The following is a 21030-nucleotide window of genomic DNA, read 5'->3' as shown; positions in this document are numbered from 1 at the left end:
ATGGCGGGCGATAGTGAGACCGGCGGCGAGGAGGACGCCGACGAAACCGGTACCCTCTACGTGGTCGGCATCGGCCCGGGCCTACCCCACGCGATGACCCAGGAAGCCAAGGACGTGATTTCGACGGCCGACTGCGTCATCGCTTCGAACCTCTATCAGGAGTTCCTCCGGAAGGACGGTACTCTCGCCCCCGAAACGGCGACGGACGGCGGGACGGCGACCAGACCCGACGGGAGCCAACAGGAGGTCGTTCGGTCCTCGATGGGCCAGCAGGTCGAACTCGCCCGGGAGGCTTTCGAGCGCGTCCGAAACGGCGAGGACGTGGCTCACGTCTCTGGTGGCGACCCGAACGTGTACGGGAAGAGCGACCTCGTGTTCACGATGGCCGAGGAAGAGGACGCGACCGACGTGCCCATCGAAATCGTGCCGGGCGTCACCGCGGCGCTCGGCGGGGCGGCGAACCTCGGCGCACCCCTCAGCAACGACTTCTGTACGGTCTCGCTGTCCGACAAGTGGCGCGGCTGGGACGAGATAGAGGAGAAACTCCGGGCGGCCGCCATCAGCGGCTTCGTCGTCGTCCTCTACAACTGCTGGCGCGACTACGAGCGCGCAATCGAGGTCCTCCGCGAGGAGCGCGCCGACCACGTTCCGGTCGGCATCTTCAACGACGCGGGCCGGGGCGAGGACGGGCGCAACCTCGAAGACGAGACCCACACCATCACCACCCTCGGCGAGGCCACCGACCACGACGAGAAGGTCGGCGGCATGGGCACCTCGATTCTCGTGGGCAACCACGAGACGAAGGTGTGGAGCAACGACGACCGAGAGTATCTCGTCACCCCGCGCGGCGGGCGTGACGTAGACGACTTCTGAACCATGAGTACGGACGATACTGAATCGAAATGCGGCGCATCGGGGAGTACAGAGAGCGAAACTAGCGAATCGAAGTGCGGCGCGACGAAAACCGAGGCGAGTACGGAATCGAAGTGCGGCGGGTCGAGCAGTTCGTCCTCCTCCGAGTCGAAGTGCGGCGGTTCCAGCGACGACGAGGAGGTCGGTTCGACCGTCGAGGACTTCGACGCCGACCCCGGCCGCCTCGTGGCGGTCGGCCTCGGACCGGGCGAAGCCGAGGGCATGACCAGTCGAGCGAAGACTGCCCTCGCGGACGCCGAGCACATCGTCGGCTACACGACCTACGTCGACCTCCTGCCCGACGAAATCACCGACGACGCCGAGGACATCTACTCGACCCCGATGTGCGGCGAGGTGTCCCGGACCGAGGAGGCCATCGACCGGGCCTTGGCGGGCAACGACGTGGCCATCATCGGGAGCGGCGACCCCAACGTCTACGCGCTGGCGGGTCTCGCGCTCGAAATCCTCGAATCCAAAGGCGGGACGGCCTCGATGGTCGATTTCGAAGTCGTGCCCGGCGTCCCGGCGGCCCAGTCCTGCGCGGCGCGGGTCGGCGCGCCCCTCGTCAACGACACTGTGAGCATCAGCCTCTCGGACCACCTCACCGACATGCCGACCATCGAGTCGCGGCTCCACGCCACGGCCAAGGAGGGGTTCACCATCGCCATCTACAACCCGTGGAGTCGCAAGCGCCGGGAGAACTTCGAGAAGTGCTGCGAGATTCTGCTGGAGCACCGCGACGAAGATACCCCGGTCGGCATCGTCCACGCCGCCGGGCGCGAGGACGAGGAGGTCGAGATAGCGACCCTCGGCGACCTCCCGGACCTCGGCGAGACCGACCTGATAGACATGACGACCACCCTCCTCGTGGGCAACGAGGAGACCTACGTGTGGGACGACCGGATGGTCACCCCGCGCGGGTACGAGACGAAATACGACTACTGAGAGAGATGTATCGAGTAACCATCGACACCGACGCCTGCGACGGCATCTTCGCCTGCCTGACCCGCGACGACCGATTCGCGGAGGGCGAGGACGGACTCGCCACGCTCGACGCCGAGGGCGTTCGCCGGGAGGACGGCCGCGTCGTCGCGGAGTTCGAAGACGACCGCCGCACCGACGCCGAGCAGGCCGCCGAGGCCTGCCCGCCTGGAGCCATCAGCGTGGAAACGGTCGAAGACGGGGAGTCTGCGAGGACGGAGACCGTCGAAGACGAGGCGTCTGCGACGGCGGGGGCGGTCGGCGATGAGTGACGCCGAGGTCGGTGCGAGCCCGCCCGACGACATGCTGGCGAGCCACCCCGAACTGGCCTACTTCTGGGGCCGAGTCGCCGGGGACGGCGAGGTGACGCGGGACGGTATCGAAGTAGTCACCGGCAACGAGATCGCCGCCCGGCGACTGGCCGCGGTCGCCGGATCGGAGCGCGTGGACCACCGACTCTCCGAGCGGGCGTACGCCCACGACACGGCCGTCACGCGGACCGAAGACGAGTACACAGTACAGGTCATCGGGGCGACGCTCGCCGAGCGCGCGAGCGCCGCGCTCGGACTGCCCATCGAGGACCAACCCGGCGGCTACCGGTTCGACGCCTTCGCCGACCACGACCGCCAACTCCTCCGGGGACTCTCGGAGGGATGTGGCACCATCTGCTTCAAGAGTTCGAGCGGGGCGGTGGGAATCTCGTTCGCCCACGAGGACAGTAAATTGGTCGAGACGATTCGAGGACTCGTGGAGCGCGCGAGCGTCGAGGCCCCGACCGGCGACGTGTCCGAGGCTTCGTCGGGCCGGTACTGGTTCGGCGTCGACGACGACGCCGCGGCCCGGTTCGGCGAGTGGCTCTACGACGGCACCGAGGAGTCGGGACTGTTCGCACCGAATCGGCGGCGGAAACTACGTCGGAGCCTCGAACAGGCCGCACAGATAGAGAAATGAGCCGGACAGTCGAGAGCGAAACCGAGACCGGGGCCGGGTTCGAGGACGAGGCCGTCCTGCTGGTCGGCCACGGCTCTCGGCGCGAGAAGTCGAACGAGCAGGTCCGAGACCTGGCGGCCGCGCTGGAGGAGCGCGTCGGCGTGCCGGTAGACGCCGGGTTCCTCGAACTCGCCGAGCCGTCGATACCGGACGCCATCGACGGACTCGCGCCGGCAGTCGAGGTGCTATCGGTCGTCCAGTTGTCGCTGTTCGCCGCGAGCCACGTCAAGAACGACGTGCCGCTGGCGATAGAGCAGGCCCGCCGCGAGCATCCCGAGGTCGAATTCGACGTCGGGTCGCATCTCGGCGTCCACCCGGCGATTCTCGACCTGCTGGACGACCGGGCCGCGGCGGTGGAAGAGGAGTTGGGCGTGGACCGCGAGGACGACGACGTGGCGGTCGCGCTCTGCGCTCGCGGGTCGAGCGACCCCGACGCGAACGCCGACGTACACAAACTGGCGCGCCTGCTCTACGAGGGCCGCGAGTTCTCGTCGATCGAGGCGACCTTCGTCGGCGTCACGGAGCCGACGCTCGACGAGACGCTCCACGGAATCGCCAAACAGCGACCCGACGCCGTGGTCGCCCTGCCGTACATGCTCGGCGACGGCGTGCTGACCCAGCGGGTCCGCGACTGGACCGACGAGTTCGCCGAGGAGTACCCGTACGTCGAGGCCGCGGCGGGCGACCCGCTCGGGACCGACTCCCGCCTGCTCGACGTGCTGGCCGACCGGTGGCAGGAGGCCCGGACCGGAAGCGTGGAGATGTCCTGTGACACCTGCAAGTACAAGGTCGAACTCGACGGCTACGAGGAAGACCAGGGCGGGGCGCGGGCGATGCTCCGGGCGTTGACCCACCAGGAGGCCCACGCCGATCGCGAGGACGTGGACGACGACCCGCACGTCCACGACGCGCCCGACAAGCACGTCGTCGTCTGTACCAACCAGACCTGCGCGGCCGAGGGGTCGGCCGCGGTCCTCGAACGCCTCCGACAGGAGGTCCGGGACTCCGAGGAGGCCGACGCCCGAATCACCCGGTCGTCGTGTCTCGGGCAGTGCGGCGAGGGCCCGATGGTCGCCGTCTACCCCGACGGCGTCTGGTACGGCGGCGTCGGCGAGGACGACGCCGAGCGAATCGTCTCGTCCCACCTCGACAGGGACCGCATCGTGAGCGATATCGTAGACCAAACCCTTTGAACACGGATTAGAACGATGAGCTGTTACGAAATCGAAGCACTACGACTCGGACTGATGAACGTACTCGGAACCGAAAACGAGAGCGCCCGCCAGCACGCCGAGAAAGAGTTGGAAGGCCACCTCGACGGCCCGGTCGGGGCGCTCGCGGCGGCCGAGACGCTCGCGGAGATCGAACGTCACCTCGACGCCGCGCTGGTGGACCTCGAAGAGGAAATCGCTCGGACCGACGACGACGCGCCCGAATACGACTACCTCCGGGGTCGGCTGGTCGCGGTCCGCGACGCCGAGCGGACGGTCCAGCGCCTGACCGCGCAGGGCGAGAGCGTGCTGGGCGGTCTGGGCGAGGCCCACGACGTGCTCCACGAGGCGTTCCCGGTCGAAGACGAATGAGCATCGAACGAACCGGCGTCTCGGTCGGCTTGGGCGAGGTGAGTCCTCGCGGGAGTCGCCAGCAGTGGCGGCGCTCCAGCGTGGCCCCGTTCGAGGACGGCTTCGCGGTCGGAACGGCCGACGGGACCGTACGGGCGCTCGAGGCCGACGGCTCGGAGCGATGGCGCGAGTCGGGCGAGGAGATGGCGGTCGCGCTCGCCGGATCTGCAACCGGCCTCGCAGTCGGCACGCGGGGCGACCGCGGCCGGATTCGACTGCTCGGCGATTCGGGCGAGGAACAGTGGTCCTACGACACCGCCGACGACCTCTGCGGTCCCGCGAAGGACACCCTGTTCTGGTACCCCTACGTGGTGGACGTGATCGCGGGAGAAGCACGGCTCTACGCCGCGGCCCGGCGGTACGAGCGCGACGGTGACGAACGCGTCTGGCGGAGCGCGGTGTACGCGTTCGAGTCCGACGGTGGGGTCCGCTGGCGGTACGAGACCGACGCCTCGCCCATCGCGCTCTCGCTCGGGGACGACCGACTCGCGGTGGCCAACAACCGTTGCGGCGGCGACCACGACCGCGGTCTCGTCGTGCTGGACGCCGCGACCGGCACCCCCGTCGCGGACTGGGACCCCGGAACTGAAGGCGAACGCCGGGTCGGGGACGTGTCGCTCTCCGGAGGAGCGATCGCCGCGGCGAGTCACGGCGACTACCGGGGCTACCTGCTCGGGGCGGAGAGCGCCGAGAAGCGGTGGGCCGCTGACCTCGGCGTCGAGCGCGAAATCGGCGACGAGACGCTGTACGCCTACCCGAACCACGCGCATCTCGCGGCCGACGCCACGGTGTTCGTGACGGGCAACACCTTCCCCGCGGAGGGCCGCGAGGCCGAGGGTCGGCATCCCAACGAGCACACGATCACGGCGATTTCGCGCGAGGACGGCGACCGCCTCTGGTCGGCCCCGGTCGGCGGGTTCGTCGGCGAGGTGGCGGCGTCGGGCGGCCGGGTCGCGGTCCCCTACGCCCAGCACTTCCGCGACCGCGACCCGGAGGCTCACGCTCTGCGGGTGTTCGACGCCGCGGAGGGGCCGGTCCGCGAAATCGAGAGCGGAGGCATCGTGACCGCGGCCGCGCTCTCGGGCGACCGCGTGGCCTTCGTGGAGGAACCGGTCGAGTACCACGACGAGGGCGACGTTCGCGGGGAGTATCGGCTTCACGTGGAATCAATGTGAGCGCGTCCGACCCGCGGACGAGAAGACCGAAAGCGAACCGGCCTCGGTCTGCGACTTCTCTGGGAAGCGGGTGGCGCGGACGAAGGGACTCGAAACCGACATCGGCCCCTCACAGGTGCGACGGCGGAAGAACAGCGGAAAAGCGTCCGGACTACGAGTCGATTGGTGCCGGAGCGTCGTCGCCGAAGACGCGTGCGTAGGTGTCGAGGTACGGTTCGGTTCGCGGGTCGTGCCAGACGTCTTCGTAGATCGAGCGCAGCGCCTTTATCGCCATCGGGTCCTCGGTCCAGAACTTCGGCGTCTCCTCGTTGAAGTCCGCCAGCGTCGGACTGAACGTGAATCCGGCTTCCCGCCAACCGGCCTCCTCGTCGCCTTTGAACAGCACCATGCGAATCCACGGCGTCGTCACGTAGGTGCGGGCCTTTGCGTTCTCCCAGTCGCCGTCCGACTTCAGATACTCTCGGAGTCCGCCGTACCTGCCCCGGATGAACGAGAGGTCGGCGTCCCGCTCGCGCCCGATCGCCTCTTCCATCTCGAAACCAGTGTACGCACCCGTCTGGGCGTCGGACCGCCTCGCGGGATCGATGACGAGGAGCCGAGTGTGAACCGTCGGGTCGACGAACTGGTCGAAGTCGTCCATGCCGTCGATTCGCTTCGTGTTACCCGACAGGCGGCGAATCTCCTCGGCGTCGGCGGCGGCAGCCGCGATTCGTGCACCGTACTCGCCGTCGACCCGTTCGACGGAGACGTCCTCACCGAAGAGGTCGACGAACAACTCGTCGGAGAGCTCCTCCGCGACCTCCTCGCGGACCGCCTCCTCGTCGGGGAACCGCTCATCGAACCATCGCCATCCGCGCCGCATCCCGAGGAAGACCGTGATGAGCGCGCCGAGTGCGCTGAGTCCCGTCACGACCGTTCCGACGAACGCCGTCATGGCCCGCACCCTCCGTCCGCGGCGAACAGTTGGTACCCGAACAGTCCGAGCAGCGTCTTGGCGTCCCGGACCTCCCCGGCCGTGACCAGCGAGCGAAGCTCCGAGAGCGGCGTCAGTTCGACCGAGACCGATTCGGTCTCGTCCATATCGCGTTCCGCGGTCGGTTCACATCCGTGCGCCACGAAGTGGTGATGCACGCCGTCAGAGATACCGTTCGTCGTCTCGACCGTCATCGTCGCTTCGAGGCGGTCCGGGCGATAGCCGGTCTCCTCCGCCAGTTCGCGGCGTGCCGTCGCCGCCGGGGATTCGCCGTCTTCGATACTACCGCCGGGGAGACCCGTGACACTCCGCCTGACCGGCTGACGCCACTCGGTGACCGTGACGACTTCGTCGTCGGTCGTCACGGGGAAGACGACGACGGCGTTCGGTTCGCCGACGTACTCGAAATCGAACTCCCCACCGTTGGGGAGCTCGACGTGGTCCGCCAAAACGTCGAACGAGCGTCCCTCGTACACGGTATCGGTCGAGTTGGTCTCCCAGGAGAGGTCTCTAGTCACACTCGATACCTTCAGACGGCATACTATCAATATACCGGGAAGAGCGTGGTAGGAGACTGGCGGACGTCACGGGCGACGGCGAGGAGCGCACTTCCGAAGACGCGCACCGGTTCGACGCCGAATCTTTAAGTCCGACGGCCACGAACACCCCCACGTGTCCACGCAGAACTGGCCGCGAGAGATCGGCGACCATCACGTCAACGACCGGTGGGAGTGCGAGGACTGCGGCGCGGACTTCGACTGCCTGTCGCAGTTCCGCGAGACGGATTGCGAGTAACGAGAGACGCACTGCCGTCACCGGGGAAATAAATATATTGTCAAAGAAAACGAAATAATATCTTAAAGAATTAGTAATATTTCTATTCCGGTGAGTCCGACGGTCAGTCGAGACTGTCCGGATTTCCGACGCCTAATCGGTCGGCTTCGGGACCGAACTCCTCGCGGATCAGGTCCGGAACCTCACCGGGCGTCACGTCGGAGTACCATCGGCTTCGCGGGTGAATCGCGAGAGCCGTTCCGTCGGCGCTACAGAGGCCGAGACAACTCGTCTCGGCGACGTGGACGCGCGACCAGAAGACGCCGCGTTCGCGAAGCCACTCTCGAACCGCTTCGAAGACGGCCCGGCCGTGAGCGTCCGCACAAGAGGCGTGTTCGGAGTCGCGGTCGTTCGTACAGACCAGTACGTGGTCGGTGAAGCCGTTGGCGCGGACCTCCTCGGTGCGGTCGTTCATCAGTCGCTCGAAACCGCTTGGGGCCCCTCTCGGGCGGAGCGCCGTCCCTCTGCGGTCGGTCCTCCATCGCGGTCACGTCGAACAAGCCACGCGTGCGCACCGGCGAGAACGACCCAGAGACCGGCCTGTCCAAAGACGACGAAGCCCCGATGCGACGCGGCGAGGTCGGTCGAGACGACGCCGGGGGTCGGGTTCGCGGGAGCGAGCAAGACCGGGACGCCGAGGAGTCCGAACGCGAGCGCCGCGCCGCCGATTGCGGTACTCGTCCCGAAGCGCGGTTCGAGACGCCGGTAGGCGTACCCCGAGAGGAGGCAGACGGCAGCGCCGACGACCATCATCGTCGCGTACCAGAACGTCCGAACGTCGGTCGGAAGCCCCTGCTCTACGCCAGCGGGCCGTGGCGGGAGGACGAGCCACGGGGCTCCCGAAACCGTGACGAACCCGGCGGCCGCGAGTAGGTAGCTCTCGGTGTCGGACGCTCCGGGGAGAGTTGGTTCGAGGAAGTAGTACGCGAGGCCGAACGTTACCACCCCGAGAAGGACACCCCACACGACGCCGGAACCGACGCTGACTGCCCCGGTAACAGCCTCGGAGACGACCGATTCGTGGTGACCCCCCTCGCCGTGATGGCCCGTCTCGTCGTGGCTCTGCGTTTCCGCCAGTCCCACGAGGGGATTACCCACGAGAGCGACGAAGAGACCGAATGCGAGACCCGCGACCAGTCCGGCCTTCAGGCCACGTAGTACGTAGTCGACGAGCATCGGAACTAGTGGCAGGTGATTCCTGCGGCGTGTCGGAAGTTGTGCATCGAGTCGTGTAGCATCGGGTCCTGACCGAACAGGAGTGCGAACCCGAGCGCGGCGACGAACGCGAGGCCGATGGCCGTCTTCGTCGCCGTGAGTTCGGTTCGGGCGGATTCGATTCGACCGTGAACGGAGTCGTTGGCAGTCGCCATTATAAACTCAATTTTAACAAAAACAAGCTAAGTTGTAAAACTTTCGTCGCGGCTACTCGCTCGTCCCGACGGACGCGCCGACTGCGACCTCGACTCGCTGGGCCGACAACGCGGACAGGGGGACGCGCTCGGCGTCGGTGACCTCGGTTATCGCGCCAACCAACCCCTTCTCGCCGTCGTCGCCCGCGTCCACGACCACGACGTGAGAATCTCGCTCGGCGAGTCCGCGGGCCGCCCGCCGGGTCGCCTCCGTGGGGCTTCCCTCGGCGACGTTGGCCCGGCCGTCGGTGACGACCACGACGACGCTCGCGTCGGAATCGGCCCGCTCGACCACCTCGCCCGCGGTCCGGAGTCCGGCGGGGAGCGGCGTCCGGTCGCCGACCGGCAGGTCCTTCAGATGGCGGGCCGCGAGGGCGGTGCTGTCGGTCGGTGGGAGCAGGACCTCGGCGTCGTCGCCAGCGAACGCGACGAACGCGACCTCGTCGCGCTGCTCGTAGGCGTCTTTCAGGAGTTCCAGCACGACGCCCTTGGCGGTCCTCATCGCCGAGCGCATCGAGACGCTGGCATCTACCGCGAACACGACGAGCGTCGACTGCTCGCGCGCCCGAACGGACGCTCGGAGGTCGCGCTCGGCCACCGCGTCCGCGCCGCGACTCGCCGCGGCCCGCACCGACGCCGCGGCGTCCACGGCGTCGCCGGATTCGGCGCGCTCGGTCCGGACCCGCGCGCCTCGGCCCTCGGAACTCGGAGTCGCCGCGGCCCTCGTGCCGCCCGCGTCTCCGGCCCCTGCTCCGGTTGCGGTGTCGTCCGCCTCCATGCCGTCGATTTCGTGGCGCTCGGCCTCGCCGACGCCGGGCCGGGCCTGACCGGGCATCAGGGGAGTTCCCGCCTCGGAATCGCCGTTCGAGTCGTCGGGGTCGGCGTCCGGTTCGTCCCCCGAATCGTCGCGGTCGTCGGGGGTGTCGCCGGAGTCGTCCGCGCCAGATTCGACTTCTGCGGGCGATTCGCACCCGGTCCGGCCGCCTCGCGGAGCGTCGTCGTCCGGGGAATCGTCGGCGTCACCCTCGGACTCGTCGGCATCACCCGCATACTCGTCTCGGTCGTCACCCGACTCGCCGGCGTCGGCCTCAGTCTCGGAACCGCCGTTTTCCCCGGATTCAGTTTCTGGTCCGCTGTTTCCGTCGGCTTCGCCCTCTCCGCGCTCGTCGTCGAAGTGGTCGTCCAGCACGTCCTCGGAGTCCGGGGCGTCCTCGAAGGGGCGACTCTGAAGTCGGTGGGGGAGCGCGAGTTCGGCGGCCTCCCGAACGTCGGATTCGAGCACTTTCACCCGGCGGTCGAGCGCCGCGAAGGTCCGGGCCGCGCGAGCGACCGCGATGTCAGCGCGGTGGCCCTCGACGCCCGCGTCCCGGCAGAGTTCCGCGATGTCCTCCTTGAACTCCGCGGGGAGGGTCACGTCCGCGAGATGTTCGCGGGCACTCACGAGTCGGTCGCTCACGGCCTCGGTCTCGTCGGCGAACCCCTCGTGGAGGTCGGCCCCGTCTTCGAGCGCCCGGTCGAGAATCGTCACCCGGTCGGCGACGTCCTCGCATCCGGTGACGGTGGCCTGAAGCGCGAACCGGTCCCGGAGTTGGGGACGGAGGTCGCCCTCCTCGGGGTTCATCGTTCCGACCAGCGTGAAGTTCGCGGGGTGAGAGACGCTGACGCCGTCGCGCTCGACTCGGTTGACCCCGCTGGCGGCTGCGTCGAGGAGTACGTCCACGAGGTGGTCGTCCAGCAGGTTCACCTCGTCCACGTAGAGGATGCCCCGATTGGCGCGAGCGAGCAGACCGGGGTCGAACTCGGCTTCGCCATCCAAGGCGTCGGCCACCGAGAGGGTGCCGACGACGCGCTCGCGGGTCGCTCCGAGCGGGAGGGTCACGAGAGGGACCGGCCGGGTCTCGACCGGCGGGTCGGTTCGGGTTCGACACTCCGCACATTGGCTCTGTCGCTGGCTCTCACCTTCGGAATCGTCGGGCGGACAGCCGTAGGGACAGTCGGCAATCACGCGCTGGTCGGGCAGGAGGTCCACCAGGGCCCGAACCGCGCTCGATTTGGCGGTCCCCTTCTCGCCGCGCGCCAGCAGACCGTCGAGACTGTCGTTCGCGGCGACCACGAGAAGCGCCCGTTTCAGGCGCTCCTGCCCGACGACCGCCGGAAAGGGGACGGTCGAAGCTTTTTTGGAGCCACGTAGTTCAACCATACTTGTACTACTACAATGGAGATTTAACAACGTTATGCCAACGATTGCACTCTACACCGCCACCGAGAACGAGTTGGGGGCCGTACAGCGGGCCGCCGAGAGACTCGACGGTATCGACCTCGCCGTCCGGTCCGAGAGCGACTTGAACGACGGGACCGACGTGGACGCGTTCGTGGACGAGATCGAAGACGCCGCGGCCGCGGTCTTCTGGCTTCACGGCGCGGAGGACAGCATGCCGGGATACGATCACGCGGTCTCCCGCCTGCGCGAGGCGGGCGTCCCCCTCGTCGTCAAATCGACGGGTGACGCCTTCGCCTTCGAGGACACCAGCGTCGCCGAGTCCGACCGGAACCGGGCCTACGACTACCTCGAAAAGGGCGGCGCGGTCAACGTCGCCAACCTCTGTCGGTTCCTCGCCAGCGAGTACGCCGGAGAGGGAGGAGACGAGGCGACAGGAGACGACGAGGGGGAGAACGAGGAGACCCCCGATTTCGACCCCGACGACCCGGTCGAACTCCCGACGGAGGGCGTCTACCACCTCGACCACCCCGGCGCGGAGTACGCAGACCTCCGAGAGGAACTCGACCCGGACAGACCCACCATCGGCGTCTGGTTCTACGAGTCCCACTGGACCCACGAGAACACGCGGTACGTGGACGCGCTCGTCCGAAAAATCGAAGACGAGGGCGCGAACGCCCTTCCGGTGTTCTGCAATCCGGCCACAGATACGGAGGAGCAAGAAGACGCCGAGTGGGTCGTGGACGAGTTGTTCACGGACGAGAGCGGGGAGCCAGTCGTGGACGCGGTCCTCTCGTCGTTCATGTTCTCGCTCTCGATGGAGGAACGCGGCCGGAGCGCCAGCGACGAGGGCGACGACGCCGAGGAAGTCTTCCTCGACCGACTCGGCGTGCCGGTCCTCCAGACCGTCACGACCATGCGCTCGCGCTCGCGCTACGCGGCCAGCGACACGGGCGTCATGGGCTTCGAACTGGCGCTTTCCGTGGCGCTCCCCGAGTTCGACGGTAACGTCGTCACCCATCCGATTTCGGGCAAGGAGCGAACCGACGACGAGGCCGGAATCGGGAGCGCGCCCAAGCAACACTTCCCCATCGACGACCGGGTGAGCCACGCCGTCAGCCTCGCGGTCAACTGGGCCGAACTCCGCCACACGCCGAACGACGAGAAGCAGATTGCGGTCGTGCTCCACAACTATCCGCCGAGCGACGACGGCATCGGCACCGCCTTCGGACTCGACAGCCCCGAGAGTACGGTCAACCTGCTGGACGAACTCGACGCCCGGGGGTACGAGATGGGTGGTTCACTTCCCGAGAGCGGCCAGTCGCTCGTGGACAGACTCACCGCACAGCTCACGCTGGACGACCGCTGGGTCGCCCCCGAGGACGTGCGCGAGTTGAGCGTGGACGTGGTGGACTCCGACCAGTACCGCGACTGGTTCGAGGGGAAGGACGACCGATTCAGCGATAACGTGGTCGAGGAGTGGGGCGACCCGCCGGAGCGACCCTTCGCCATTCCCGGCGTCGAGTTCGGCAACGTCCTCGTCACGGTCCAGCCACCGCGCGGGTTCGGCATGGACCCCTCGAAGGTGTACCATGATTCGGACCTCCAGCCGCCTCACGACTACGTGGCCTTCTACTCGTGGCTCCGCAACCGGTTCGAGGCCGACGCGGTGGTCCATCTGGGAACCCACGGCAGTCTGGAGTGGCTTCCGGGCAAGACGGTCGGACTGGACGGCGAGAGCGCGCCCGACCAGCTAATCGAGGATATTCCGAACGTCTACCCCTACATCGTGAACAATCCCGGGGAAGGCACGCAGGCCAAGCGACGGTCCTACGCCGCCATCGTGGACTACCTCACGCCGGTCATGTCCAACGCGGGCACCTACGACGAAATCGGCGAGTTGGAGGAGCTCGCCCGGCAGTACCGCGAGGCCGGGATGGAGGACGCCCGCGCCGACGACGGCGAGAAGTTGGCCGACGAGATTCGCGCCCTCGTAGACGAACTCGATTTGGCGGTCGAGTTGGGCATCGAGGGGCAGATAGACGAGACGGCCGACGTGCGCGGACCGGGGGAAGCCGGAACCACGCTCGCGGAGGGCGACGTGGAGGGCGACGACGTGAACATCGACGAACTGGTCGAGCGCGTCCACGAGTACGTGACCGACGTGAAGACCACCCAGATTCGGCTCGGCCTGCACACCATGGGCGAACCGCCCGCGGACGAGCGATTGACCGAGTATCTCGTCGCGCTCACCCGACTCGAGAATCCGGGCGCACCGAGCCTCCGGGAGAGCGTCGCGGGCGTGCTGGGCGTCGAGTATCAGCAGATGCTCGATTCCCCCGGCGCGTACGACGACGACCTCGGGATAACCTACGCCGAGGCCGCAGACGAGGTGTACGAGGCCAGCCTCGAACTGGTCGAACATCTCGCGGCGAACGACTTCGACGCCGAGGCGATAAACTGGAACCTGCTCGTCGTGGACATCGACCCCCTCGGCGACGGCCGGGCGAGAAGCGGTGCGCACGACGATTTGCGGGAGGTCCTGCAATTCATCTGTGAGGAGGCCGCGCCCAGAGTCGAGGGCGCGGAGGACGAAATTCCCCGGACCGCAGAGGCCCTGTCGGGCGAGTACGTCCCGCCGGGCGGGAGCGGCGCGCCGACCCGCGGCGGAGTGGACCTGCTCCCGACCGCGCGGAACTTCTACACGCTCGACCCCCGGAAGGTGCCCGCGAAGTCGGCGTGGCGCGTGGGTCGAGAAGTCGGAAACGGCGTGGCCGAGCGCCACGAGGACGAAGAAGGTGAGTACCCCGAGGAGATCGGCGTCGTGGCGTGGGGCACCCCCACGGTCAGGACGCGCGGCGAGACCATCGCCCAGGTGCTCGCGCTGATGGGCGTCGAACCAGAGTGGACCGACGCCGGGCGCATCGACGACGTGACCCCCATCCCCCTCGAAGAACTCGACCGCCCGCGAATCGACGTGACGACCCGCGTCTCGGGGCTGTTCCGTGACGCGTTCCCGCAGGCCGCGGGCGTCATCCACGACGCGGTAGACGCCGTGGTCGAACTGGACGAACCTCACGAGATGAACTACGTAAAGAAGCACGTCGAGGAGGAAGCCGAGGAGTTGGCAGAATCGGGCGTCGAGGACCCCGAATCGGCCGCGAAACAACGGGTGTTCACTACTCGGCCCGGCGGCTACGGCGCGGGGACGAACAAGGCCGTAGACGAGGGCAACTGGGACGACCGCGCCGACCTCGCGGAGGTCTACACCCAGTGGGGTGGCTACGCCATGGGGTCGCGCGGGAAGGTCTCGGACGCCCACGACGCGTTCGAGCGTAGACTGGGCAACGTCGAGGCGACCGTGAAGATCGAGGACACGTCCGAGCAGGACGAGTTCGACTCCTCGGACTGGTACGCCTTCCACGGCGGCTTCATCACCGCAGTCGCGGTGACCGCGGGCGAGGAACCGGCCTCCTACGTCGGCGACTCCAGCGACCCCGACAACGTGGACGTGTACACCAACGAGGAGAAGGTCCGGAAGGCGATGCGCGCTCGCGTCCTCAACCCCGAGTGGCTCGACAGCATGGAGGACCACGGCTACAAGGGCGCTGGCGACCTCTCGACCGCCGTAGACGTGGCCCTCGGGTGGGACGCGACTACGGGCGTCGTGAGCGACACCCTCTGGGAGGACGTGGCCGAGAAGTACGCCTTCGACGAGGACCGCCAGGAGTGGCTCCGGGACGTGAACCCGTGGGCGCTCGACAGCATCACCGACACACTGCTCGAAGCCATCGACCGCGACCTCTGGGACGCCGACGACGAGACCGAAGACCGACTGCGCGACCTCAATCTCGACGTAGACGGTGACCTGGAGGCGCTTGCTTCGGCGGCGTCCCCCGCGGAGGTGAGTGGCGATGACGACTGAGGATGCTGGCTCTGATGGCGAGAGATCGAACGACTTCGAGGAGTACGCCGACCTCGGCGCGACCACCTCGAACGCGATGGATATCGCCGAGACCAGCATGGACCGGGTGCGAAAGCTCGTGCCCGACGAGACGCTGGCCGACCGAATCCGCCAGAAGTCGGTCCACGCGACCGGCGACCCCGAGTTCCAGCACCTGATGCGGTTCACGGGTGCAGACGAGAGCGAACCGGTCCGGGCCGGAGCGCGGGCGGTCCTCGACCAACAGCCCGTCGTGACCGACATCACGATGGTCAAGGAGGGAATCACCGGCCGAGGTCACGACTGCGAGGTTCGGAAGGCCATCGGGAACGGTACGGAGTTGGCGGCCGAGACCGGGATGACCCGGACCGCCGCGTCCGTCCTCGAACTCGACAAACGAGGCGTCTACGACGGTGCAATCGCCACCGTGGGAAACGCCCCGACCGCGGCGCTCGCGCTGGCCGACTGCATCGAAGACGGGACTCGGCCCGCGGTCGTGGTCGCCACCCCGGTCGGCTTCGTGAAGGCCGCCGAGAGCCGCGAGCGCCTGCGGGAAGTCGCAGAAGACCACGGCGTTCCCGTCATCACCAACGTCGGTCGGCGCGGCGGGAGCGGCCTCGCGGCCGGACTGACCAACGAGTTGATTCACGTCGCCAGCGACGTTCGGGACGGCGAGGTCGACCTCGCTGAGAGCCGGGAAAAGACGAGCGAACGACGGCGGGACCACGGGGTCGACCTCGGATGAGCGACGACTACGACCTCGACTCGGGACCTGACCCCGCCGACTTCGCGGCGGCGGAACCGGAGTCGTCCCCGGCAGAGGCGGACGACTCTGCTCGGCCAGTCCACGCGGTCGGCATCGGGCCGGGAAACCTCGACTATCTGACGCCCCGCGGCGAACGGGCGATTCGGGAGGCCGACGTGGTGGTCGGCTTCGAGACGGTCGTGGAGTTCGTGGCCGACCGGACCGACGCCGACCTGATGACCTGCGGGTACGCCGACGAGGGCGAGACGCTTTCGGCCTTCGCCGAGCGCGTGGCCGACGGCGAGACCGGGACCGCGGTGCTGATGGGCGACCCGAACCACTCGGGCTACCAGTTCGTCGGCAAGGTCGAGCAGGCGGTCGAGCGCGCGCTCGGGGAGCGCGAGGTACGAAGCACCTCGAATGCGAGCGGTAGAACCGAGAGCGCGGACGAATGCCCAGTCCGGGTGATTCCCGGCATCTCCTCGCTTCAGATGGCCGCGAGCAGGGCGCGGACCCCGATGGAGACCTCGGCGTTCGTGACCCTCCACAAGAGCGGCGACATCTCGCCCGACCTCGACCGCCTCCGGGCGGCGGTCGGCGACCGGAACCTGCTGGTGCTCCCGCGCCCCTTCGACTGGATGCCGGGCGACGTGGCCGCGGAGTTGCTCGACGCGGGCGGGTCGCCGTCGCTGGAGGCGCTGGTCTGCGAGCATCTGACCCACGACGAGGAGTCGATTACGCGGACGACGCTCGGCGACCTCGCGGAGAGTGCCGGCGGAACCGGCCGAGAGGACACGCCCTTCTCGGACCTCTCGGTGCTGGTCGTTCGAGCGGAGTGACCTCACTTCTTTTCCGGGGAAGTCAGTAACAGCAGAAGAGTCTGCAGTCGGCGACGACCCGCGAAAAGCCGATCGCTCCCCGTCCTCCGACCGCCTCAGAGCGCGCCGTGTCCGTCGGTCGCCACCGGACGGCGGGCCTGCGCGAGCGAGGCTTCGAAGGAGGCGGGGGCGTCGTCGGTCGCGAGGACGCGTTGCTTCTCGACTTCGGCGCGAATCGCCCGGGTGATGCGGGGGTGAGCGCCCAGCGGGTCGGCGTACTCGACGCCGCCGCGGTCGAGTTCGAGTTTCGCGGGAATCCCCTCGTCGGTGGCCTCGGTGCGGTAGGCGAACAGGGGCACCGCGACCGCGCGGTCGTTCGAGACGTTGTAGCGAGCGCACTCGACCGCGGGGTTCTGGACGAGGTAGGCGGTCCGGACCTCGCCGTAGTCGGTCTGCTCGCGGATGCGAGCGGCGTGGTACTCCGCGGTCTGTCGCTGATAGGGGAGCGAACTGCTCCCGAACGCGACGACGACGAGCGTGGCGTCCGGCCCCGAGGGGACGCGGGCGGCGGCCCGCTCTACCAGAACCCCGGTCGTCGCCGAACTCCGGCCGACCGGTTCGCAGTACCGAACGTCGCCCGAGACGTACGAGAGCGCGGCGGGAACGTCGTCGGTCGTCTCGTGGGTGTGGGCGGCCCGCATCGGAATCACGTAGGTCACGTCGGCCGCGACCGATTCGAACATCTCGCGCAGGTCGCGGATGGGTTCCGGACCGTAGAAAGCGGTGTGTACCGAGTCCGCGACTGGTCGGTCCCGAAGTCGGTTGGCGTGCGTTCGGAGTACGTCGCGTGCGTCCGGGGTGTCCGTGCCGACGAGTACGAGTGCTTCCTCTGTCATTGATGAACCTCACGCCGCCCAACCAAGTAAGTTTTAGTTACTACAATTGGGCTTGATTTGGTCAACGCGAGCGCCAACCAAATATGTTTTGACAGCAGTACGAAGCGAACGGTCGAGCTATCGAACGAGTGAGGTACAGGGTGGAGGCGACGAACGTCTCCGAAACGCGAGGGTCACCTGTCGAGCCACTCGCTCGTGTCGCTCCTGACGCCGACCACGTCGCCGACGACCGTGACCGCCGGTGGTTCGACCCCGGCCGCCTCCTTCTCGGCTTCGATGGTCGCCAGCGTTCCGGAGACCGTCTGTTCGTCGCGCCACGTCGCCTTCTGGACCATCGCCACCGGGGTCTCTGCCGGGACCCCGTGTTCGCGGAGCGCGGCGACGTTGGTCGAGAGTCGCCTGACCCCCATCAGGACGACGAGAGTGCCCCCGCTGACGACGGTGTCGGCGAGCGCGTCCCAATCGAGTGCGCTCTCGTCCTTGTCGGGGGTCTCGTGGCCCGTGATGACGGTGACGCTCGACGCGCACTCGCGGTGGGTCAGCGGGATGCCCGCGACGCCCGGAGCGGCCACTGCGCTCGACACGCCCGGGACGACCTCGAAGGGAACGTCGGCAGCGGCGAGGTGCTGTGCCTCCTCGCCGCCGCGGCCGAAGACGTGCGGGTCGCCGCCCTTGAGACGGACGACCGCCGCGCCGTCGCGCGCGAGGTCGACCAACATCTCGTTGATTTCGTCCTGCGAAGTCCGGGCGGGCGGGCGCTTGCCCACGTCCACGGTCTCGACCGACGCGGGGAGTTGGTCGTGTACGTCGTCGTTGACCAGCGAATCGTAGAGGACGAAGTCCGCGCCTTCGAGGAGTCGCCACGCCTTGCGCGTGAGCAGTTCGGGGTCGCCGGGTCCCGACCCGACGAGGTACACCTTGCCGCCCGCGGCCGTCGTGCCGACCGATTTCGAGTCGGCGGTCGGGTCGGTGTTCCCGTCCGCCGAGTCCCCGGTCGCGCAGTCGCCGACCGAACCCACCCGCGAGGCCGCCGCGCCGCGGTCGGTCTCCGGGGCCGAGTCGGCAGTGAGCGTCTCGAACCCGTCGCTCGACCGCGAGGTTTCCGAAACCGAACCCAGCGAACTGCGCTCGGACGACCGGCCCTCGTCGGCGTCGGCCCTGTAGCGGTCACCGATGTCTTCGTTCATCACTTTTACAAATAACCTTTAGTTACTTCAATCTTGCTTGTACTACCGGGGTTGCACTTCCGACGGAAGCCGACGGCCCCTGAATCGTCGTCGAAACCGGAACGCGGAGGGAAAGGAAAATAAAGTACGAAGAATTATTCTTGCCCCTTTAGAATATTTATATCTTGTTTAAAATATGAATTAGTTGTCTTCGGTTCGTTACCGCCGACTGCGATGCTCGAAACCACAGTTGATTAAACCGTGCTTGTTCTAACCACGAGACGATGGTACTTCGGCGCGGAGACACTGACGAGCGGATTCGGGAGGCCCGAGCGTGAAGGGGTTCGTCCTCGGCGGGACGAGTTCGGGCGTCGGCAAGACCGTCGCCGCGCTCGCCGTGACGCGGGCGCTTCAGAACGACGGGCGAGCGGTCCAACCCGCGAAGGCCGGACCCGACTTCATCGACCCGAGCCACCACCAGCAGGTCGCCGGACGCCCCTCCCGGACGCTGGACTGCTGGCTGGAGGGCCGCGAGGGCCTCCGGCGCAACTACTACCGGGGCGAGGGCGACGTCTGCGTGGTCGAGGGCGTGATGGGCCTGTACGACGGCGACGGTTCCAGCACCGCGATGGTCGCCGAGGCGCTCGACCTGCCGGTGGTCCTCGTCGCGGACGCGAGCGCCGGGATGGAGAGCGTGGCCGCCACCGCTCTCGGGTTCCGGGAGTACGCCGAGCGCGCGGGACGCGACGTAGAGGTCGCCGGTGTCCTCGCCCAGCGCGCCCACGGCGGCCGCCACGCCGAGGGCATCCGCGAGGCCCTCCCGGACGACCTCACCTACTTCGGGCGAATAGCACCGAACTCGGACCTCGAAATCCCGGACCGCCACCTCGGTCTCGAACTGGGCGAGGAGCGACCGCTGAGCGACGACGCGCTGGACGCGGCCGCCGAGAACGTTCGGACCGGCCGACTGCTGACGGTCGCTCGGGAACCGCCGCGACCGACCGAGACGACTGAGGACATCGGGACCGACCGCGAGCGAACCGACACGCGAATCGCAGTTCCGCGGGACGCCGCGTTCCGGTTCTGTTACCCCGCGACGATGGAACGACTCCGGGCGCGGGCCGACGTGACGACGTTCTCGCCGGTCGCGGGCGACGACCTGCCCGACTGCGACGGGGTGTACCTCCCGGGCGGCTACCCGGAACTCCACGCCGCCGACCTCGCCGAGAGTCCGGCGCTCACGACGCTCGCGGACCGGGCGAGCGAGGGCCTGCCGGTCCTCGGCGAGTGCGGCGGTCTGATGGCCCTCTGCGAGTCGTTGACCACGACCGACGGCGAGACCTACGAGATGGCGGCGGTCCTCCCGGCCGACGTGGAGATGCGCGACCGGTATCAGGCGCTCGACCACGTGGAACTCCGGGCGCGCGAGGGGACGCTGACGGCGATCGGGGGCGACCGACTCCGCGGCCACGAGTTCCACTACTCCAGCGCGGACCCCGCGACCGACGCCCGGTACGCCTTCGACGTGGAGCGCGGCGACGGCATCGACGGCGACCGCGACGGCCTGACCGAGTACCGGACGCTGGGAACCTACTGCCACGTCCACCCCGAGAGCGGCGCGTTCGACGCGTTCATCGATCAACTATGACCGACGACACGACCGACACCGCGAGCGACGACGGCACCGGCGCGAAAAACGACGATAGCACGGATTCACCTGCCGACGGAGACATCGAACCCTCGGCCCCCGACGAGTTCGGTCTCGTCCAACTCTGGTGGGGCGACGGCAAGGGCAAGACCACCGCGGCGATGGGGATGGGGTTCCGTGCCGCGGGCCACGGCTACCGGGTTCACATGGTCCAGTTCATGAAAGGCGGCGCGGGGAGCGTCGAGGACGTTCGAGGCGAGTACAACGCAATCGAGAACTTCCCGGGGTTCAGCTACGAGAACACCGGCCACTACGGCTGGCACGGCTTCCTCGACGGCTCAGACGACGACGAGCACGCGGCCAAGGCCAAGGGCGGCCTCGCGCGCGCCGAGGAGATCGTCGAGGCCTCTAGGGACACCGGCCCCGTCCCGCTCGACGCACCTCCGAAGAAGGGCGTCCACATGCTGATACTCGACGAAATCCTCTACGCGGTCAGCAGGGACCTGCTCGACGCCGACGAGGTGCGCGACCTCGTGGAATCGAAACCCGACGACCTCGAACTCGTCCTGACCGGGAGCCACGAGCGCCCGGAGTTCGCCTGCGAACTCGCCGACCTCGTGACTCACGTCGAGAAGGAGACCCATCCCATCGATGCGGGCCAGGGCGCGCGGAAGGGAACCGAGTACTGAGATGGCTCGGA

20 protein-coding genes and 1 pseudogene are annotated in these 21030 nt (G+C 68.0%); 13 read left to right on the top strand and 8 right to left on the bottom strand.

All coding sequences use genetic code 11. The features are described 5' to 3' along the window. From E2484_RS15130 to E2484_RS15100, 7 genes are read left to right on the top strand one after another with little or no spacing between them, the layout of a single operon-like run. Window positions 1-873 (top strand): precorrin-3B C(17)-methyltransferase, encoded by an 873-nt coding sequence (locus E2484_RS15130; protein WP_137286022.1) that lies wholly within the window; start codon window positions 1-3, stop codon window positions 871-873. A 3-nt stretch (window positions 874-876) separates the two neighbouring features. Beyond that, window positions 877-1857 carry a precorrin-3B C(17)-methyltransferase gene (gene cobJ / locus E2484_RS15125; RefSeq protein ID WP_137286021.1) on the top strand — a complete coding sequence of 327 codons (981 nt, stop codon included), beginning with the start codon at window positions 877-879 and terminating at the stop codon, window positions 1855-1857. A 5-nt stretch (window positions 1858-1862) separates the two neighbouring features. After that, entirely contained in the window at window positions 1863-2165 is a 303-nt protein-coding gene (locus E2484_RS15120; RefSeq protein ID WP_137286020.1) for a ferredoxin, read from the top strand. After that, the gene (locus E2484_RS15115; protein ID WP_137286019.1) at window positions 2158-2844 is read left to right on the top strand and encodes a cobalamin biosynthesis protein; all 687 of its coding nucleotides are present in this window, start codon (window positions 2158-2160) and stop codon (window positions 2842-2844) included. Before E2484_RS15120 ends, E2484_RS15115 begins: the two co-directional genes overlap by 8 nt. Next, on the top strand, window positions 2841-4076 hold the full coding sequence (locus E2484_RS15110) for a CbiX/SirB N-terminal domain-containing protein (protein ID WP_137286018.1): 1236 nt from the start codon (window positions 2841-2843) through the stop codon (window positions 4074-4076). Before E2484_RS15115 ends, E2484_RS15110 begins: the two co-directional genes overlap by 4 nt. Window positions 4077-4091: 15 nt before the next feature. Further along, window positions 4092-4466 carry a DUF3209 family protein gene (locus E2484_RS15105; RefSeq protein ID WP_137286017.1) on the top strand — a complete coding sequence of 125 codons (375 nt, stop codon included), beginning with the start codon at window positions 4092-4094 and terminating at the stop codon, window positions 4464-4466. Beyond that, complete coding sequence (locus tag E2484_RS15100; RefSeq protein ID WP_137286016.1) at window positions 4463-5680, top strand: outer membrane protein assembly factor BamB family protein; 1218 nt, start codon at window positions 4463-4465, stop codon at window positions 5678-5680. Before E2484_RS15105 ends, E2484_RS15100 begins: the two co-directional genes overlap by 4 nt. Window positions 5681-5831: 151 nt before the next feature. Here E2484_RS15100 and E2484_RS15095 read toward each other — a convergent pair whose 3' ends face one another. Together E2484_RS15095 and E2484_RS15090 are read right to left on the bottom strand one after the other, a co-directional pair. Continuing rightward, window positions 5832-6614, bottom strand: coding sequence for a hypothetical protein (locus tag E2484_RS15095; protein WP_137286015.1), 783 nt, complete (start codon window positions 6612-6614; stop codon window positions 5832-5834). Then, the gene (locus E2484_RS15090) at window positions 6611-7171 is read right to left on the bottom strand and encodes an NUDIX hydrolase (protein WP_137286014.1); all 561 of its coding nucleotides are present in this window, start codon (window positions 7169-7171) and stop codon (window positions 6611-6613) included. Before E2484_RS15090 ends, E2484_RS15095 begins: the two co-directional genes overlap by 4 nt. Window positions 7172-7325: 154 nt before the next feature. Between E2484_RS15090 and E2484_RS25695 the strand changes: the two genes are divergently transcribed. After that, the gene (locus tag E2484_RS25695; RefSeq protein WP_321112660.1) at window positions 7326-7448 is read left to right on the top strand and encodes a hypothetical protein; all 123 of its coding nucleotides are present in this window, start codon (window positions 7326-7328) and stop codon (window positions 7446-7448) included. 103 nt (window positions 7449-7551) lie between these two features. On the opposite strand, the gene E2484_RS15085 is transcribed toward E2484_RS25695, so the two are convergent. From E2484_RS15085 to E2484_RS15070, 4 genes are read right to left on the bottom strand one after another with little or no spacing between them, the layout of a single operon-like run. Beyond that, window positions 7552-7902 carry a (2Fe-2S) ferredoxin domain-containing protein gene (locus E2484_RS15085; protein WP_137286013.1) on the bottom strand — a complete coding sequence of 117 codons (351 nt, stop codon included), beginning with the start codon at window positions 7900-7902 and terminating at the stop codon, window positions 7552-7554. Next, window positions 7902-8663, bottom strand: coding sequence for a CbtA family protein (locus E2484_RS15080; RefSeq protein WP_137286012.1), 762 nt, complete (start codon window positions 8661-8663; stop codon window positions 7902-7904). The genes E2484_RS15085 and E2484_RS15080 overlap by 1 nt, the downstream gene beginning before the upstream one ends. A 5-nt stretch (window positions 8664-8668) precedes the next feature. Next, the gene (locus tag E2484_RS15075) at window positions 8669-8857 is read right to left on the bottom strand and encodes a CbtB domain-containing protein (protein WP_137286011.1); all 189 of its coding nucleotides are present in this window, start codon (window positions 8855-8857) and stop codon (window positions 8669-8671) included. Between the two features lie 52 nt (window positions 8858-8909). Continuing rightward, window positions 8910-11096 (bottom strand): VWA domain-containing protein, encoded by a 2187-nt coding sequence (locus tag E2484_RS15070; RefSeq protein WP_137286010.1) that lies wholly within the window; start codon window positions 11094-11096, stop codon window positions 8910-8912. A 34-nt stretch (window positions 11097-11130) separates the two neighbouring features. Here E2484_RS15070 and E2484_RS15065 point away from each other — a divergent pair, with 34 nt between their 5' ends. Genes E2484_RS15065 through E2484_RS15055 form a run of 3 tightly spaced genes read left to right on the top strand, consistent with a single transcriptional unit; the run spans window position 11131 to window position 16641 of the window. Then, window positions 11131-15039 carry a cobaltochelatase subunit CobN gene (locus E2484_RS15065; protein ID WP_137286009.1) on the top strand — a complete coding sequence of 1303 codons (3909 nt, stop codon included), beginning with the start codon at window positions 11131-11133 and terminating at the stop codon, window positions 15037-15039. Continuing rightward, window positions 15029-15802: a precorrin-8X methylmutase gene (locus tag E2484_RS15060; protein ID WP_137286008.1), complete on the top strand. Its 774-nt coding sequence runs from the start codon at window positions 15029-15031 to the stop codon at window positions 15800-15802. Before E2484_RS15065 ends, E2484_RS15060 begins: the two co-directional genes overlap by 11 nt. Beyond that, a complete protein-coding gene (locus E2484_RS15055) occupies window positions 15799-16641 on the top strand; it encodes a cobalt-precorrin-7 (C(5))-methyltransferase (protein WP_137286007.1) in 843 nt (280 codons plus the stop codon). The genes E2484_RS15060 and E2484_RS15055 overlap by 4 nt, the downstream gene beginning before the upstream one ends. 95 nt (window positions 16642-16736) lie before the next feature. Here the strand turns inward: E2484_RS15055 and E2484_RS15050 are convergent, their stop codons facing one another. After that, a complete protein-coding gene (locus E2484_RS15050; protein ID WP_137286006.1) occupies window positions 16737-17516 on the bottom strand; it encodes a CbiX/SirB N-terminal domain-containing protein in 780 nt (259 codons plus the stop codon). A gap of 61 nt (window positions 17517-17577) precedes the next feature. Continuing rightward, window positions 17578-18433 (bottom strand): annotated as a pseudogene (gene cobA / locus E2484_RS15045) (uroporphyrinogen-III C-methyltransferase). Window positions 18434-19016: 583 nt separating this feature from the next. Between cobA and E2484_RS15040 the strand changes: the two are divergent. Both E2484_RS15040 and E2484_RS15035 read left to right on the top strand, forming a co-directional pair. Next, the gene (locus tag E2484_RS15040) at window positions 19017-20330 is read left to right on the top strand and encodes a cobyrinic acid a,c-diamide synthase (RefSeq protein ID WP_137286004.1); all 1314 of its coding nucleotides are present in this window, start codon (window positions 19017-19019) and stop codon (window positions 20328-20330) included. Then, window positions 20327-21019, top strand: coding sequence for a cob(I)yrinic acid a,c-diamide adenosyltransferase (locus tag E2484_RS15035; RefSeq protein ID WP_137286003.1), 693 nt, complete (start codon window positions 20327-20329; stop codon window positions 21017-21019). Before E2484_RS15040 ends, E2484_RS15035 begins: the two co-directional genes overlap by 4 nt. The last annotated feature ends 11 nt before the right edge of the window (window positions 21020-21030 follow it).

Source organism: Halorussus salinisoli, from assembly GCA_005239435.1.
In the GTDB taxonomy this organism is placed as follows: Archaea; Halobacteriota; Halobacteria; order Halobacteriales; family Haladaptataceae; genus Halorussus; species Halorussus salinisoli.
This window is presented reverse-complemented; position numbering and strand designations above follow the sequence as displayed.